Annotated in this window: 13 protein-coding genes; 3 read left to right on the top strand and 10 right to left on the bottom strand. The window is 39.5% G+C overall.

The genetic code is table 11. From position 1 onward, the window contains the following. Positions 1-317: 317 nt before the first annotated feature. The 3 genes from D1839_RS11345 to D1839_RS20365 all read right to left on the bottom strand — a co-directional run bounded on the left by D1839_RS11345 (position 318) and on the right by D1839_RS20365 (position 4,132). Complete coding sequence (locus tag D1839_RS11345) at positions 318-1,115, bottom strand: N-acetylmuramoyl-L-alanine amidase (RefSeq protein WP_120380017.1); 798 nt, start codon at positions 1,113-1,115, stop codon at positions 318-320. Between the two features lie 666 nt (positions 1,116-1,781). Then, positions 1,782-3,275 (bottom strand): potassium/proton antiporter, encoded by a 1,494-nt coding sequence (locus tag D1839_RS11340; RefSeq protein ID WP_120380016.1) that lies wholly within the window; start codon positions 3,273-3,275, stop codon positions 1,782-1,784. A 542-nt stretch (positions 3,276-3,817) separates the two neighbouring features. After that, positions 3,818-4,132, bottom strand: coding sequence for a hypothetical protein (locus D1839_RS20365; RefSeq protein ID WP_207710048.1), 315 nt, complete (start codon positions 4,130-4,132; stop codon positions 3,818-3,820). Positions 4,133-4,237: 105 nt separating this feature from the next. Here D1839_RS20365 and D1839_RS11330 point away from each other — a divergent pair, with 105 nt between their 5' ends. After that, entirely contained in the window at positions 4,238-5,278 is a 1,041-nt protein-coding gene (locus tag D1839_RS11330) for a zinc-dependent alcohol dehydrogenase family protein (RefSeq protein ID WP_120380015.1), read from the top strand. A gap of 1,013 nt (positions 5,279-6,291) precedes the next feature. Next, positions 6,292-8,010, top strand: a complete 1,719-nt coding sequence (locus D1839_RS11325; protein WP_120380014.1) for a methyl-accepting chemotaxis protein — start codon at positions 6,292-6,294, stop codon at positions 8,008-8,010. 798 nt (positions 8,011-8,808) lie between these two features. Here D1839_RS11325 and pstB read toward each other — a convergent pair. The 4 genes from pstB to D1839_RS11305 form a co-directional block, all read right to left on the bottom strand. Beyond that, positions 8,809-9,570 (bottom strand): phosphate ABC transporter ATP-binding protein PstB, encoded by a 762-nt coding sequence (pstB, locus tag D1839_RS11320; RefSeq protein ID WP_286164789.1) that lies wholly within the window; start codon positions 9,568-9,570, stop codon positions 8,809-8,811. Between the two features lie 111 nt (positions 9,571-9,681). Further along, positions 9,682-10,566, bottom strand: a complete 885-nt coding sequence (gene pstA, locus D1839_RS11315) for a phosphate ABC transporter permease PstA (protein WP_120380012.1) — start codon at positions 10,564-10,566, stop codon at positions 9,682-9,684. A 1-nt stretch (position 10,567) separates the two neighbouring features. Then, on the bottom strand, positions 10,568-11,524 hold the full coding sequence (gene pstC, locus D1839_RS11310; RefSeq protein ID WP_120380011.1) for a phosphate ABC transporter permease subunit PstC: 957 nt from the start codon (positions 11,522-11,524) through the stop codon (positions 10,568-10,570). Between the two features lie 175 nt (positions 11,525-11,699). Beyond that, entirely contained in the window at positions 11,700-12,692 is a 993-nt protein-coding gene (locus tag D1839_RS11305; RefSeq protein WP_120380010.1) for a PstS family phosphate ABC transporter substrate-binding protein, read from the bottom strand. Between the two features lie 318 nt (positions 12,693-13,010). On the opposite strand from D1839_RS11305, the gene D1839_RS11300 reads away from it, so the two are divergent. After that, positions 13,011-13,652 carry an endonuclease III domain-containing protein gene (locus D1839_RS11300; protein ID WP_120380009.1) on the top strand — a complete coding sequence of 214 codons (642 nt, stop codon included), beginning with the start codon at positions 13,011-13,013 and terminating at the stop codon, positions 13,650-13,652. A gap of 294 nt (positions 13,653-13,946) precedes the next feature. On the opposite strand, the gene D1839_RS11295 is transcribed toward D1839_RS11300, so the two are convergent. Genes D1839_RS11295 through D1839_RS11285 form a run of 3 tightly spaced genes read right to left on the bottom strand, consistent with a single transcriptional unit; the run spans position 13,947 to position 16,091 of the window. Beyond that, positions 13,947-14,678, bottom strand: a complete 732-nt coding sequence (locus D1839_RS11295; RefSeq protein WP_120380008.1) for a P-II family nitrogen regulator — start codon at positions 14,676-14,678, stop codon at positions 13,947-13,949. Then, on the bottom strand, positions 14,632-15,402 hold the full coding sequence (locus D1839_RS11290; protein ID WP_120380007.1) for a DUF1538 domain-containing protein: 771 nt from the start codon (positions 15,400-15,402) through the stop codon (positions 14,632-14,634). Before D1839_RS11290 ends, D1839_RS11295 begins: the two co-directional genes overlap by 47 nt. Further along, entirely contained in the window at positions 15,399-16,091 is a 693-nt protein-coding gene (locus D1839_RS11285) for a DUF1538 domain-containing protein (protein ID WP_120380006.1), read from the bottom strand. Before D1839_RS11285 ends, D1839_RS11290 begins: the two co-directional genes overlap by 4 nt. Positions 16,092-16,171 lie beyond the last annotated feature (80 nt).

Below are 16,171 nucleotides of genomic sequence, written 5' to 3'. Positions count from 1 at the left end.
TTGTTTTTATTATACTATAAACCAAAAAAACTTATACCTTCCTATAGTGGAACAAAAGCCCGGGGCGCCGTTTCCAACGTAGTGAATGGGGCGAATCAATGAAAGATAAAGTGAACCTTCCATCAGCGGGGTTTCTTCATCTCCGCTGATGGGTTAGTACCGTAATGGTATGACCTAAAGGCCTTTGAACGAATCGGGATTTAGGTGCTGTTACCTCCCGCTTCGACTTGTTCAGCTCACATCATCTATTCTTAAACCGTGGAAGTCTACAACTCCTTTTTATGGGAAAAAGGAACCATGCCACTAAAGCAAGGGGTTTACCGTGTTTCACGAATGATATACGCATCAGTAACGCCAGCCTTTTTAATGCGTTCTAAGTGATTTTCCGCATTTGTTCGATTGGAGAAAGCACCCGCCTGAACACGATACCAGTTACTGCCTGATATTCTTACAAGTGCAACAAAAGCCTGAATACCTTTTACAGCTAACATATCGACAAGTTGGTCGGCATTATCTTTTGACTGAAAAGATCCTGCGATAATGCGAAAAATGACATTGGGATTCTCCTTTTTTTGCAAATTAAATACCTGCTCCAATCCACTAACATGACCTCTTGCAACTGCTTGCCTCCAGGAAGTGCTTCGCATAAGTGAAGCATCATTGGCATTATCAATGAAACCATTTTCTGTTAATAATGCAGGCATAGATGATTCTCGTAACACATGGAAGTTTGCTTTCTTTTGCCCACGATTACTTAACTGATTCACCTTTGTTATTTCCGCGTGAAGTTGATCTTGATATTTGCCTGTTTGTGATCCGCTGGAAAGGGAAGAATGAATATAGTCTTCATATCCTCTTGCTATACCATTAAACGCATTGCAATGAATCGAAAGGAAATAATTTGCACCCCAATTATTTGCGTTGTTCGTACGTTGCGTGAGACTAACAGTAGCATCTGTAGTTCTACTCATTCTCACTTGTACGTTGTCATATTCATTAATCAGTATATTACGTATGCGTGTGGCAATGTCCAATGTTACATTTTTTTCAAATAATCCATTGCCTGAAGCCCCATTATCCGAACCGCCATGTCCAGGGTCTACAAATATTTTCATCTATCTTCCTCCCAAATTAATTTTATCCATAATAGCGTATGTCGTCGTAAAAGATCGAATTGGATAATCGTAATATTTTAAACGAAAATCCATTTCTGTCTGCGCCTTTTCATTGTTATATTCGAAGGAAGTATAAGGGAAGGGGCGTGGGTATGGTCGATCCTCTATGTATATAGACAAAAGTTCGAATTCTTCTGCTTCGAAGGAAAACATATAACATAGCGGAATTGAATGTTTAAATAGGCCAATCTATTGAACGGCTTCGTCAAATGACCGTTCTAGTGAAAAGGTAGGATAACAGAATTAAATAACCCATCACAGTATAAACATCACCTGAATAGAACGGACGGCAGCTTGGCTTTATCTATTCCAGAGATCCATTCGCTCACAGCACATGCTGGAAACATAAAGCAAGCACCACACCCACACACGCCCTCACAATCAGAACTATCATATATAAGGTGCTGTAAGGCTCTCGCTTCAGGAGTGAATAATCTGCAACAAGTCTAATTGGGGATAACAGCACTTAAATCCCTATTTTGTAAGCGGCCTTTAGGGTCATATTACGGTACTAACAAGCCGTGGGGCTGAATGAAAATCTCCACGGCTTGAAGGTTCACTTTATTGGGAAAAAAATAATCAGGCGACTGCTATGCAGCCACCTGATTATCCTTCTACTTCTTTTTTAAGTTGTTTCTTTTGTGGAACTTTTTTCTCTGTGTTCCCTAGAAGTACATTCTTTGCTTTAATTCTATTCTTTCGGTTACTTAATACGTATAATGTATCATCTTTTAGAATAACTGTGTCGCCGTTCGGAGTAATAATTTGCTTGTCTCGAATAATACCAATAATAAGTGTGTCATCTGGCAGTTCTATATCATTTAAAGTTTGGTGAATAGCGGGAGACTTGGAGAAAATATGTACTTCCATAATCTCTGCCTCGGTCTTACCCAAATGAATAAGTTCCATAGTCGGTTTCGTTGGATCATTTTTTTCGCCGGTTAATCTTAGCTTGGAAGCGAGCCAAGATAACGTACTTCCTTGTACGAGAGCTGAGATAAGGACAACGAAAAAAACGGAATTAAAAATGAGGTCGCTGTTTTTTACATCAGCAATAATAGGGTAAGTAGCTAATACGATAGGTACAGCTCCCTTTAAACCAGCCCAAGAGATAAACAAGCGCTCTTTAATACTATATTTCATAAAGATCATCGAAATAAACACAGCAACCGGCCTTGCGATGAACATAAGGATGAGCGTCAATAATACACCTTGCCAAAAGATAGCAGGTAACTGCTCTGGAAAAACGAATAAGCCGAGCAAAATAAACATAAGAATCTGCATCATCCAGGCAAAGCCTTCGCTAAATCGTAAAATGGAGAAACGATACATTAAATCACTATTTCCCACAAAAACAGCCATTACATAAACAGCAAGCAACCCACTTCCGCCTAAAAAAGCAGCCATAAAATAAGTAGCGGTAGCCATCCCGATCGCAAGCGCAGGATAGAGCCCAGAAGTATCGAGGTTAATATTATTGATAATGATAACAGTAACTTTCCCAAGCAGTAACCCGAGTATGAGACCTAATCCCATTTGTAAAAAGAAACTGCCAATCGTTGTCCATATCGACGCATCGGGGACTTGAATTAATTCAATAAAAGCAACAGTAAGAAAAACAGCCATTGGGTCATTAGATCCAGATTCTGCTTCCAATGTGGACGTTAGTTTTGCTTTAATGTTTTTATTCCCAAGTACGGAAAAAACAGCAGCTGCGTCAGTCGAGCCAACGATAGCGCCAAATAGCATTCCTTCTAATAAAGTAAGTTTGAGAATGTACATGGCGGCAAACCCTGTGACAATGGTTGTCAGCAGAACTCCAAGTGTTGCAAGTATTCCAGCCGCACCTAACACAGGACGCATCAATTCCCATTTTGTTTGCGTCCCACCTTCAAACAAAATGATTATTAATGCCATAATTCCGATTAATTGCATGAGCTGAGCATTTTCAAAGAAGATGAATTCATTTAATCCCATCCCAATTAAGAGGAAAAGAACAAGAGCGGGTAGCCCAAGCTTAGAGGAGAATTTCGTTGCCAGAACGCCAACAATCAGCATGGCGGAAAAAAGAAAAATAAGCATTTGTAGTGATAACTCCATGTTGAACAATCCTTCCAAAGATCAATCTGTATCTATTATATCGTTATTTCCCCATTTTGAACAAAAATGCACACTTTATTAATAAGATTTTTCCTTATATTCAGGGATTCGTAAGCCAAGATAATGTAGTGGTAAAGGGGAAATAGTAAGTGGCTAAGCTCAGGTTTATAAGAATTATTGTAATAATGAGAATAGGTAAGTATCATTTGGTGCAACCTATACGAAAGTAAAAAAATTAGCGGCGAAAGTCATAATATGTTTTTTTAAGAGATATAAAAATTGTTACTTTGGGTTACGTACGGACTTAACGGAATATCCATAGCCGGCGCAAGCGCCCAGAAAACTAGGCAATTTCACGAAATCGCCTTCCGATAACTCATCATCGGTTCGTGGTTAAGAGGAAGGCCGACTAAAAACGGGCTTTCCGTCAGGCGTCGGCATACTCCTGTTGCAGGAGCATGATTCCTAAAACTTTAGTTGGTTCGCTCCACGGGCGCTTTGCACCTTTGTTCCACTATAGGAAAGTATAAGATTTTTTTGGTTTATAGTATAACTAAAACAAAGGCTTCCGCCATACGACTTGGCGACAAGCCAAGTTTTTCTAATAAATCTAAATGTAGAAAGGAAGAGTTTAATTGACAGACAAACAACGACAATTTAAGGAAACAAAAAATCATGGAGAGCATCGCAATGGACGAAAAAGTCCATACAAAAACAGCAATACCTATGGGGAGGGAGAACCAAACGAATACGTTAATGAGCAAAAAAGGAAGTAGAACGCTTAAATTGGACTCTATGCTAGCTTTCATGTTAAAAGAGCGGCTAATTCTTTTTGGAGGGGGAATTTGCATAAACATAACTACCTTCCCTCTTTAAACGAAATTGAAACCGATTTCATACTAGTTTATAATATAATTGTTAAACATTTCACAAAAACCAATCTGCCAAGGAGGAAAACTAACATGAAAGCATTGACTTACTTAGGCCCTGGGAAAAAGGATTTATTAGAAAAACCGAAGCCAGTAATTGAAAAAGGAACAGATGCCGTTATTCGAGTGACGAAAACGACAATCTGTGGAACGGACTTGCACATTTTGAAAGGTGATGTTCCAGCAGTTACGGAAGGAAGGATTTTGGGGCATGAAGGTGTAGGGATTGTAGAAGAAGTTGGTGAAGGTGTTAAAAACTTTAAAAAAGGTGATAAAGTTATTATTTCATGTGTCACTTCTTGTGGAAAATGTGAAAACTGTAAAAAAGCATTGTATGCTCATTGTGAGGATGGCGGCTGGATTTTAGGACACTTGATTGACGGCACACAGGCAGAATATGTACGTATTCCGCATGCGGATAACAGTCTATATCACATTCCTGATGGAGCAGATGAAGAAGCTTTAGTTATGTTAAGTGATATTCTTCCAACTGGTTTTGAAATAGGTGTCCTCTACGGACAGGTCCAGCCTGGACAGACGGTAGTGATTATTGGAGCTGGTCCAGTTGGTATGGCTGCATTGCTAACAGCGCAGTTTTATTCTCCTGCAGAAATAATAATGGTTGATTTAGACGAACATCGACTTGAAGTAGCTAAAAAATTTGGTGCGACGCACACGATTAATAGCACTGATGGAAAAGCAGTAGAGAAAATTATGGACTTAACAGACGGTCAAGGTGTAGACGTGGCAATGGAAGTAGTTGGAGTGCCGGCCACATTTGAAATTTGTCAACAAATTATTAAGCCTGGAGGAGCGATTCCAGTATTAGGGGTCCACGGAACATCAGTTGATTTCCACCTAGAGAAACTTTGGATTAAAAATATTCGCTTAACAACTGGATTGGTGAGTACGAGTACTACTCCAATGCTCTTAAAAACAGTCCAATCGAAGAGATTGCAGCCAGAAAAGCTGATTACACACCGGTTTCCGTTTGCTGATATGCTAAAAGCATATGAGGTTTTTGAAAATTCATCAAAAACAGAAGCGTTAAAACTAATCATATCGAATGAATAAATGGACGTCATAAAGTATAGTCTCGTATTAGGTGCTTTAAGCCATCTCCTTCAAAGAACTGGCTAATAATAAATATTACAATAAACCCGGGAGATAATAGTACTTAACTATTCGGGTTTACTGAAAAGGCTTTTAGGTTACTACCAATTAGTAGTGAATGAAAGAAAAACTTACCATTAAAGGTGCACATTATTGAACAAAATGAGGATTTTATTAGCAGTTAGGCTGTAAGGCAAGTGATATATATCACTTGCCTTTTTTAAAAAAGATAAGAAAGTGTAAAAATTTTGGCTTTGGAATACCGATATAACGGAATAGCTACGTCCGGCGCAAGCGCCCAGAAAACTAGGCGACTTCACGAAATCGCTTTCCGATAACTCATCATCGGTTCGTGGTTAAGAGGAAGGCCGACTAAAAACGGGCTTTCCGCTCAGGCGTCGGCATACTCCTGTTGCAGGAGCATGATTCCTAAAACTTTAGTTGGTTCGCTCCAGTCGCTATGTTGCTAAACGGGCGCTCTGCGTCTTTGTTCTGTAACTAACCATTATTTCAATCATGTCTATTTGCTGAGTATTATTTAAAATAATGAACTATTTTGGTTGCTGATATACAGAGCGAACAAACGATCGAGAAAACTGTTTAAAACCTCAGTAAGAGGTAATTCTTAGGTTATAATGATGATGATTTTCCAAACATATAATCTTATATTTAAGGTGCAGTAAAACACTCACTTTAAGAACTGGTAAATCCATACTGCAACAAGTCTAAGTGGGAGAGACAGCACTTCAATACCTAATCCACCCCTCTTCCAATCCCTTGGGGATGAAAGAAAACCCTCAGGATGAAAGAATCATTGTATAAAGTGAAGTAGCTAGCTTCGTTTTAAACGATGTTGTATACAAAGTAAAGACAACGCGACATATTCTTTCAACCGTCACCATTTTTTTACATTCCCTTAACATTCAATTGATATACTAATAGTAAATTTAGGTATAAAGTAGGGGGTATTTCGTTTGGGCCAACATAGACAATTTTGGTTAAAAAGCTTCTTTTCGTTCGCCAAAAACATCCAAACTAAATTTAGTTTGTGGAGCAGATTGCTGATTTTATTTATTGTGCTATTACTTCTTTCTGTGACGGCTGTAGGGATTAGTTCCTACGTACAGGCAAAGAAGATGGCCACATCTTCTATTGAAAATCGATTGGAACGCGAGACGGAACTGATGGGGTATATTGCAGAAAATCTTAAGTTTTTATATGTGAGTGATGAGGACTATTTTCGACAGCAATTAAATGCGAATGTTCGTAAACAGAAAAAGAAACTGGCTGAAGAAGGGATACCTTCTGAATACTTTTACATAGAGTCTGGAAAAGTTGTACCACTTCAAGAAAGCGAGGGAAAGCTGCCGACGATTTCAAAGATGTTAATTAAAGAAATGGAAAAGAAAAAGCAGGGCCTTGTACATAAAAAAATTGCGGGAAAGGACTATACACTAACGTTTCAGGAAATGAAAGAGATTAAAGGAATATACGTACTGCTTGTGCCTACTTCTTCCTATATGGGACCAGTAAAGGGAATGGCTGTTGATACGGTAATCATTAGTTTGATTAGTACCATAATTGCGAGTGTAGTGCTTGCCTGGTTTGTTCGTAGTTTAACGAAGCCACTCGGCGTGCTGCGGGAGACGATGCGGGAAGTACGGTCAGGGGAAATGAAGGAACCAGACTCATTACAGACAACGTTGCCTGAGTTCTTATCTTTACATAAAAGTTATACGACGATGATCCATTATATGCGCACGTTACTTAAAGATATTAAGGCAACGACGGGGGACTTAAATGAGGCTGGGGCAGAGTTGCAAGCTTCAGCAGCCGAAAGCTTATATTCTGGTGAGCAGCTAAAGCAGGCAATTCATGTCGTAAAGGACGGTGCAGATCAGACAGCGACGAGTTCAGAAGAAAGTATGGCACGTTTCCATAATATGAAGGAAAATGTAGAACAAACAATGGTACAGATGGAACAATTGGATCAAAGTTCACAAGTGATGAATCAATTGGCAGAAACGGGTGAACGGCATATTGGTGAGCTAATTGATACGATTACTTCCTTTGAATCGGATTTTACCCATTTGACGCATACCATTTACAGTGTTCGGGATGATTCCATAGCAATTACGAAATTAGTTGATATTATACAAAAAATTGCCGAGCAGACGAAATTATTGGCGTTAAATGCTGGTATTGAAGCAGCTCGCGCAGGCGAGTCTGGAAAGGGGTTCACCGTCGTTGCCAGGGAAGTGAGTAAACTAGCTGAGCAATCGTCAAAGGCTGCAGCAGAAATCACCGTCACTATTACTAGTATGGGAGGAAATACAACCTCGGCTGTAAAAGAATTTGAGCAAATGCTTGCGAAAACGAAGACGACATTAACGATGTCGGAAGCAGCAAAAGACTCATTTGATGAATTACTACAGGAAATCGGACAGGTTGGGAAGCAATTACGAGTCATGAAAGAAGAAGTACAAGCGGTAGGAAAGATGTTGCCTAGGTTAGAGGAGGCTGCGGTTAGTAATTCTTCTGTTTCGCAGGAGAATTTGGCTAGTGCGGAACAAATGCTGACAACTAGTGATAAACAAGTTATAAAGCTTAAGGCAAACCAACATGTCGGCAAGCGCTTGACTGAAATAGCTGCGACCTTATCACAGCATACGAAGCAATTCAATATTTCATAAAGGTACAGATATCATTATCTACGTCTCATATAAGGACCATCGTTGTTTTTATTACGTATATAAGGTGCTGTAAGTCTCCCCATTTCAGGAGTTGAATATCTGTAATGTAAATAAGTCTAAGAGGGAGATAGCAGCACCTGAAATGCCCTATTTCGTAAGCGGTCTTTCGGTCATACCATGACGGTACTAACCATCCGTCGAGGGTGAATGAAATCCACGGATTTGAAGATTCACTTTATAGTTTAGGTGTAAAATATTCTAAATAAAATAAGCAGCTTATTTTATTGCTAAAGTTGCATATATTTTAACGGTATAGAACCACACATCGCTTACTTATGCTCGCCTTTGAATACTTTGTTTACCCTCTTATATGTAATTGGTAGCAAGACCGGCCCTGTAATTCCTACGATGTGAATTTAGAGGATAAACGGAACATCGCATCACAGATCAAATTCCTGATTCTCTTCAGATTCCTTTAAGTTTCGCTCGTGCACAACGCAAAAACAGTAGCGGATAAGGTAAGAAGATTACTTTATCGTTTTGTTCCTATATACTAGCACCAAACTTATATTCAAACTACTTGAAACCTTATGTTTTATCTAAGTAATACCGGAAAGAGTAATCTATTTTTACTGACAACACACGAAAAATCCTGCTCAATCATAGAACAGGATTTTTATTTATAAATGGGGGAGGTATTGTTTCTACGTTTATTTTCCGTTAAAAGGCTAGAAACAGCTTTTTCACACGTGAAAAGCTGTTCGTTACCTCAGTAAGCTTCCGATAAAGATATTGATTTTAACCAAACCGGCCAGAAATATAATCTTCCGTTCTACTGTCCGCTGGGTTCGTGAAGATCGTATCTGTTTCATCATATTCCACCACTTCTCCATTAAGGAAAAATGCGGTACGGTCGGAAATACGTGCAGCTTGTTGCATATTGTGTGTAACTATGACGATAGAGTAGTCTTTCTTCAACTCTTGAATGAGTTCTTCCACACGTAAGGTTGACTTTGGATCAAGTGCTGACGTCGGCTCATCCATTAAGATCACATCTGGTTCAATAGCTAAACAGCGGGCAATACAGATACGCTGCTGCTGTCCTCCGGAAAGTCCGTATGCATTTTCTTTTAAACGATCTTTTACTTCATCCCAGATAGAAGCGCCTCGCAAGCTTTTTTCCACGATTTCATCGAGAATTTTTTTGTTGCGAATGCCGTGTATTTTTGGACCGTAAGCAATATTATCATATATCGATTTTGGAAATGGGTTCGGCTTTTGGAATACCATCCCGACTCTTGTGCGTAAATCTTCTACTTTAAAAGATTTATCCAAGATGCTCTTATCCTTATACGTAATGACACCAGAAGTCTTGACACTAGGAACGAGTTCAACCATGCGATTTAAAGTCTTCAAATACGTTGATTTTCCACATCCGGATGGGCCAATAATTGCGGTTACTTCTTTCTCGTAAATGGACAGATTAATGTCTTTTAAAGCATGCGTTTCGCCATACCATAGGTTTAAATCTTTCGTATCGTAAACAATTTTCTTATTCATGTTTTGTTTTGTCGTCGCTGCTGTTTCCGTAATTGACTTTTGTTCTGTATTTGCGTGGTTCTTTATGTTCACTTTGGGCTTCGTTAACGTAGCCATTTAGTTCACTCCTTTTTAATATCGCTTTTGAAACTTATTACGGATAACGATAGCTGTCGCATTTAAAAGAAAGAGCAATACGAGCAATACAATGATCGTTGCCGCAGCTAAGTTTGCATATTCTTCAACTAAGGAAGAATCAATTGTCCAGTAATATATTTGCATTGGAAGCACCGTAAATCTGTCCATAATCCCACCGGGGAAAGGAATGAGTAAAGCAGGAATACCGATAACAACGAGTGGTGCTGTCTCCCCAATGGCTCTGGATAGAGATAGGATTGACCCTGTTAATATACCGGGCAATGCGGCAGGGAGAATTATATTTTTAACCGTCTGCCATTTGGTAGCTCCCATACCGTAAGATGCTTCACTTAGATGTTGCGGAACTGCGCGAATGGATTCCTGGGCCGCGACAATAATAATCGGAAGGACCAGTAATGACATAGTTAGACCACCGGCTAATACAACGTTTCCGAAATCAAGGGCACGGACAAAGATAGTCATCCCTAGAATTCCGTAAACAATGGATGGTACACCGGCTAAATTAGCAATGTTTGTTTGAACAAAAGATTGGAAACGTCCTTTTCTCGCATACAGCTCCAAATAGATGGCTGTACCTACACCGAGAATAAGTGTCACAGGAATAACGACAACCATGAGCCAAAACGTTCCTAAAATGGCACCCATAATTCCAGCACGGTCAGGGGAAGTAGATAATTTATTTGTTAAAAAATCCATATTGATCCAGCTGGCACCTTGCATAATAACACGGATAATTAACACAGCCAGAACGATTAAGCCGAAAATGGTAGCAAGAAAGAACACAGACTTTAATACATTATTTTTTAGTAAACGACTATTCATATTTTTTTGAACTTGGTTTGTATCCACATATTTCATTTTAGTATTCCTCCCTAAACTTACGAGAGACATATCTTGCTAATAGGTTCATAATAAGCGTAAATACAAACAACGTCATGGCAACGGCGTATAAACTGTAGTAAATGGTTGAACCAGCAGGTGCTTCCCCACCGGATACTTCCACAATATAAGCAGTCATTGTTTGCATAGATTGGGTAATATCAAAAGTAAAGTTTTTCGAGCTTCCGCTAGCAATCGTTACGATCATCGTCTCGCCAATTGCACGGGAAATACCAAGAACAAAGGATGCAATGATTCCAGAAAGCGCGGCGGGAATGACAACGCGAAATGTAACCTCTAATTTGGTAGATCCTAATGCAAGTGCACCTTCACGCATGGCGTTGGGAACAGATGTCATTGCATCTTCTGAGAGTGATGCAATCATAGGAATGATCATAACACCCATCACGAGTCCAGGACTTAAAATATTTGTCGCTTCCACACTTGGAAAAAATTCGCGTATAAGCGGTGTGACAAATGTAAAAGCAAAGAATCCATAAACGATGGTTGGTATGCCAGCGAGAATTTCAAGCATTGGTTTTAATGTTCTTCTAACACGTTCAGACGCATATTCACTTAAGAAAACAGCAGTCATGATTCCAATCGGCCCAGCAACGAGCATGGCAATAATGGAAGAAATAATCGTACCGTTAATAAGTGGCAGCACGCCGAATTCAGGATTTTGACTTAATGGTTTTAATACAGTGCCAGTAAAGAAGTCCATAATCGGTACACGCTTGAAAAATTCAATTGTTTCGGTTAAAAGTGTATAGACGATTCCAATCGTAGTAAGGATGGAAACAGCAGCAATTAAGAATAGAATAGCTGGCATCACCTTTTCGGTTATGCTCGTTATGTTTTTTCCGTTTTTCTTTTTAGCAATCATATCTTGAATACTTCTTTTATCGTGATTGTCTATCTTGTTGTCCAGTGCCATCAGGGGGCCCCCTTTCCAGAGCAATAACTCACAAGAAGATGAGAGCGTACGCAGCCCTCATCTTCTAGGTCAAATAATGGTTCAATTAGATAGATGTTTTACAGTGAACGCTTCTTTGTTGAGATAAGAGCGAAACCATTAGTAGAAACAAATTCCGCTAATGGTTCCCCTTGCCTTATTTTAGAGCTTCTAAATCGCTAACTAGACTTTGCGCTTCTTCTTCAGGAATTGGAGCAAAGCCAGTTTCTCCAGCGAATTCATTAACATTGTTCATGATATATAGTGCATAATCCAGTACTTGCGGCTTTTCTTTTGCATGATTTACGTTCAAGTACGTGAACACTGGTCGAGTGTAGCCAGCGTAGTCACCGTCTTCAGCAATCGTATCTAGTGATGGCTCTACTGGGCCGTCGCCAAAGTCAATGCTTACAGCTTGTACTTTGTCTTTGTTGTTGTCATAGTATCCGAAACCGAAGAATCCAATTGCGTTTTTGTCTTCAGCTACAAGTGTTACAAGAGTTGAGTAGTCTTGTTGTAAGTTAATATCACTTACTAGATCTTGCTCTTCTAAAATATTCTCATAGAAAAATTCGTATGTTCCGTGGTTTTCATTTGGTCCATAAGTTTGAATTTTTTCTTCTGGCCATTCAGGGTTAATATCTGACCAGTTTGTATATTCTCCAAGGAAGATTCCTTTTACTTGATCTTGTGTTAATTCTTTAGCCCAATCATTCTCAGGGTTCGTAACGATAGTTAAACCGTCTAAAGCTACTTTTAATTCTTTTAATTCTATTCCAAGCTCTTCAGCTTTTGCTTTCTCTTCGTCTTTGATTAAACGAGAAGCATCGTTAAAGTCCGTTCCATCTTCTACTAAGAATTTTTCAAATCCTGCACTAGTACCAGCTCGGCTAACTTCAACAGATACGTCTGGCTTTTCACCCATGTACTCTTCTGCTAATCTAGCCATTAAAGGATAAACCGTACCGGATCCGTCAATTACAACGCTACCTTCTACTTTTTCAGAATCGCCTTCTGAACTTGCATTTTCAGATGATTTTTCTTCGCTATTGTCTTTGTTTTCTCCTTCTTTCGAATCCGATCCACAAGCTGCAATTACTACTGCAAGAGCAGCGATTAGCAGGAACATAAGATACTTCTTGAACTTCATCAAAATTGCCTCCCCTATTTTGAGTAGATATAAAGCTGAGGTTTATCCCTCTCAATTGCTAGTATAGTAGCCAATTATTAAAAGAGTATGTTATGAATGTAAAGGTTTTGTAAATTTTTGTGGAATAACGGTCTTTTTATGCATAAGGAAGGGGAATAGCAACATTCAAAAATAAGGTGAAAGTTGATGTTACGGCTTAATAGAATGGGGAAAAAGAGGTTAGGCTGGTTAGAGGAAGATAGATTTAAAAGTAAGCAATTATCCTTTTTATTGTAGTTTTGTTAAGCTTATGTAAATGAATAGAAAAGAGGGTTATTTATGAGTACTCTTCAGCGAATTTACTATAGATTATGGGAATATTACGGTCCGCAGGGATGGTGGCCCGCCGAGTCGGTGTTTGAAATGATGGTGGGGGCGATTCTCGTTCAACGCACGAATTGGAACAATGTAGAACAGGCGTTGCGCCGCCTCACTCCATATTTAACACCAGAGAAAATAGCACGTATGTCTATCGAGGAATTGGAGTCCGCCATCCGTCCAAGCGGTTTTTACCGGCAAAAAGCGAAGCGTTTAAAAGCTTTCGTCCATTGGTATAAAACATATGATTATAAGCCTGGAAAATTACGGCATGCAGAAACAGATACTCTACGTACGGAGTTAATGGGGATTCACGGCATCGGTGCTGAAACGGCAAATGTTTTATTGCTTTATGCCTTCGATCATCCTGTCTTTGTTGTTGACGCTTATGCACGGAGGATTTTTGCTCGATTCGGTTTGGACATTCCCGAAAAGGAACCAGCATTCCGTATTCAGGTGGAGTCGGAATGCCGATTGAATACAGAGGGCTTTAAGGAATTCCATGCATTGATCGTACAGCATGCGAAAGAGCATTGTAAAATGAAACCGATTTGTTCAGGTTGTCCGTTGCTTGCTGATTGTCAACAAGTAGGAGTGAAGTAATAAAGGGCGTTGCCATGTCATATGGTTGCGCCATAGCTGCTCGTAAACGAAGAAAGTGTCCCGCAATGGACCTTAAGATCGCTCATAAAGCCGTGGAAGTCGCCAGGGAGCTCGCAAAAGATGAACAGTCGTCCACAAGCTTTTGAGTCGCTCAAGCAATAAAAGAAAATTTGCATGCATATTAAAATCATCCATCATGAAGGTACTGGTGCGAAAAAATAATATGGTGGCTCTCCACGCTTCCTAATTATAAAAAATAACTCCGGCTTGCTTGAAACCGGAGCTATTGATGGCTTATTTACCATAATTTTTTTCGTTAACCATATGATTTAACACATGATTGATGCCAATTGTTTGATCGACATCGATTACAAAGGCAATTCCCTTACCAGCTCTGCTTAATTCTGCTTCTTCTTCAATGGCCTCTAGGACAGCCTTCGTTTTATCTTTACTAATCAAGGTGAGAACGACTTCTTTTTCAGGCTCGATTAATATATTGAACAGCTTGGCTTTTTCATGAATCCCAGTGCCTCTTCCATTTAGAATCGTTCCGCCTTCTGCACCTGCTTTTTTAGAGGCGTCCACCACTTTATCACAGTTACCTTTATTGACGATGGTGATGATTAAATCATACATGATTTTATCTTCCATTTTCAGTTCCACATCTCCTTCATTAGGTTCGTTATCATTATCTTCTAACCCTAATAAATGCTGTGTTCCGGTAATTTTTTTCGTGTCAATTACAAAGCCGATTCCTTGCCTTGGCTTATTTAAATTAACCGAGTCAATAATTGCTTGCATCACTTCGGGATAAACGGTCTCTTCAACGATGGTTAAGATGATTTCTCTTTCCCGTTCGATCGGAATACCTAGAAATCTTTCCTTATCATTGGTTCTGTAACCTCTTCCGAATAAGATCGTTCCCCCACGAGCGCCAGCTTCCTTAGAAGCACGTATGACCTTTTTGGCTTTTTCTTTTTTAACGATCGTAACTATCAGTTTCTGTCTCGGTTTCTTTGTGGACATACAGCTCCTTCTCCTTTCTGCTATATAAGATACCTAATGTTAAAACAGATAAAATAGGAGCCAGAGCTACAAGTGCAACCATGCCAAACCCATCAAGCAATGGGTCACGTCCCTCGGTTACGGAAGCAATGCCAACAAACATGGCTAAAATAAATGTTGCGGTCATTGGTCCTGTAGCAACCCCTCCGGAATCAAATGCAATCGATGTGAATGTTTTCGATGAGTATTTTACCATAATCAGCGCAAGAATATAACCTGGCAGGATAAAAAACCAGATGGAGAAACCAGCAAGAATACGAATCATGGATAACGCAACAGATAAACCAACGCCAATAGAAACAGTATAGAGCAGGACCTTTTCTGGGATGTATCCGCTAGAGGCCCTTTCTACTTGCTGGATAAGCACCCGAACAGCTGGCTCTGCATAAGTGGCGAAAAAACCAAGCACAAAGCCAATGGGGATTAGTATCCATGTATAATTAATTGCCCCAAGACTTTTGCCAATTTGCTCTCCGATCGGTAAAAACCCAATATGGACTCCCTGAAGAAAAAAAGATAGCCCAAGGAAGGTTAATAGGATTCCTATTGCAATGTCGAGTAATTTGCGCAGGCTAAGTTTTAAAAAAAACAATTGAAAGATAGCAAATAATATAATTAATGGGAGGAGTGCAATGGCAACCTCTCCCATTGTTTGACCAAAACCTTGAAAGATGTGTATGTTCATCCGTAAATCACTCCTAAAATTAACACTGAAAGAATGGGGCCAAGCGAAGCTAAAGCAATGAGCCCGAAGCCATCTTGAGAGGCTGACTTTCCTCTTAACACGGATGCCACGCCAACACCAAGTGCCATAATAAACGGCACCGTTAACGGTCCGGTCGTAACTCCACCTGCATCAAATGAGATGGGTACAAAAGTCGAAGGGGTAAAAGCTGCTAAAACAAAGATCATCCCATAACCGCCAGCAAGGATATATGTAATCGGAATGGAAAAAATAATTCGCATTAATGAGAGAGCGACAAAAATTCCCACCCCTATAGCGACAGCGAGTATAAGGATGGTTTTAGAGATTTCCCCGTTGGATACTTGATCTACCTGTGTTGATAAAACACGTACATCCGGTTCAGCAATGGTCACAACAGCACCTAATAAAAAACCAAAAAACACAATAAGCCAAATGATTTTTGTTTTTGATAAGGCTGATCCTATCATTTCGCCGATAGGAAGCATCCCAATGTTAACTCCTAATAGAAATAGAATTAAACCTATTCCTACCATTAAAACGCCGATTAAAAATTGGATAAAAGTTTCTGTTGGTAACCAAATGAGCGAAAACTGTAAAATCGTAATCACGATTGTAATTGGTAAAATAGATTGAACCACTTCAATAATCGTTTCTTTAATATTATCCATCGACTTCCTCCTTCTTCTAATGGAATTTTTCATGACATAAAAAGTTTATGACTCTAAAAGGGGCGTTAGAAAACAGTTAT

It is taken from the genome of Roseburia sp. 1XD42-34, assembly GCF_009917385.1.
Taxonomy (GTDB): domain Bacteria; phylum Bacillota; class Bacilli; order Bacillales; family Amphibacillaceae; genus Virgibacillus.
Note: the sequence above shows the minus strand (reverse complement) of the source record. Positions and strands in the feature narration are given on the sequence as shown.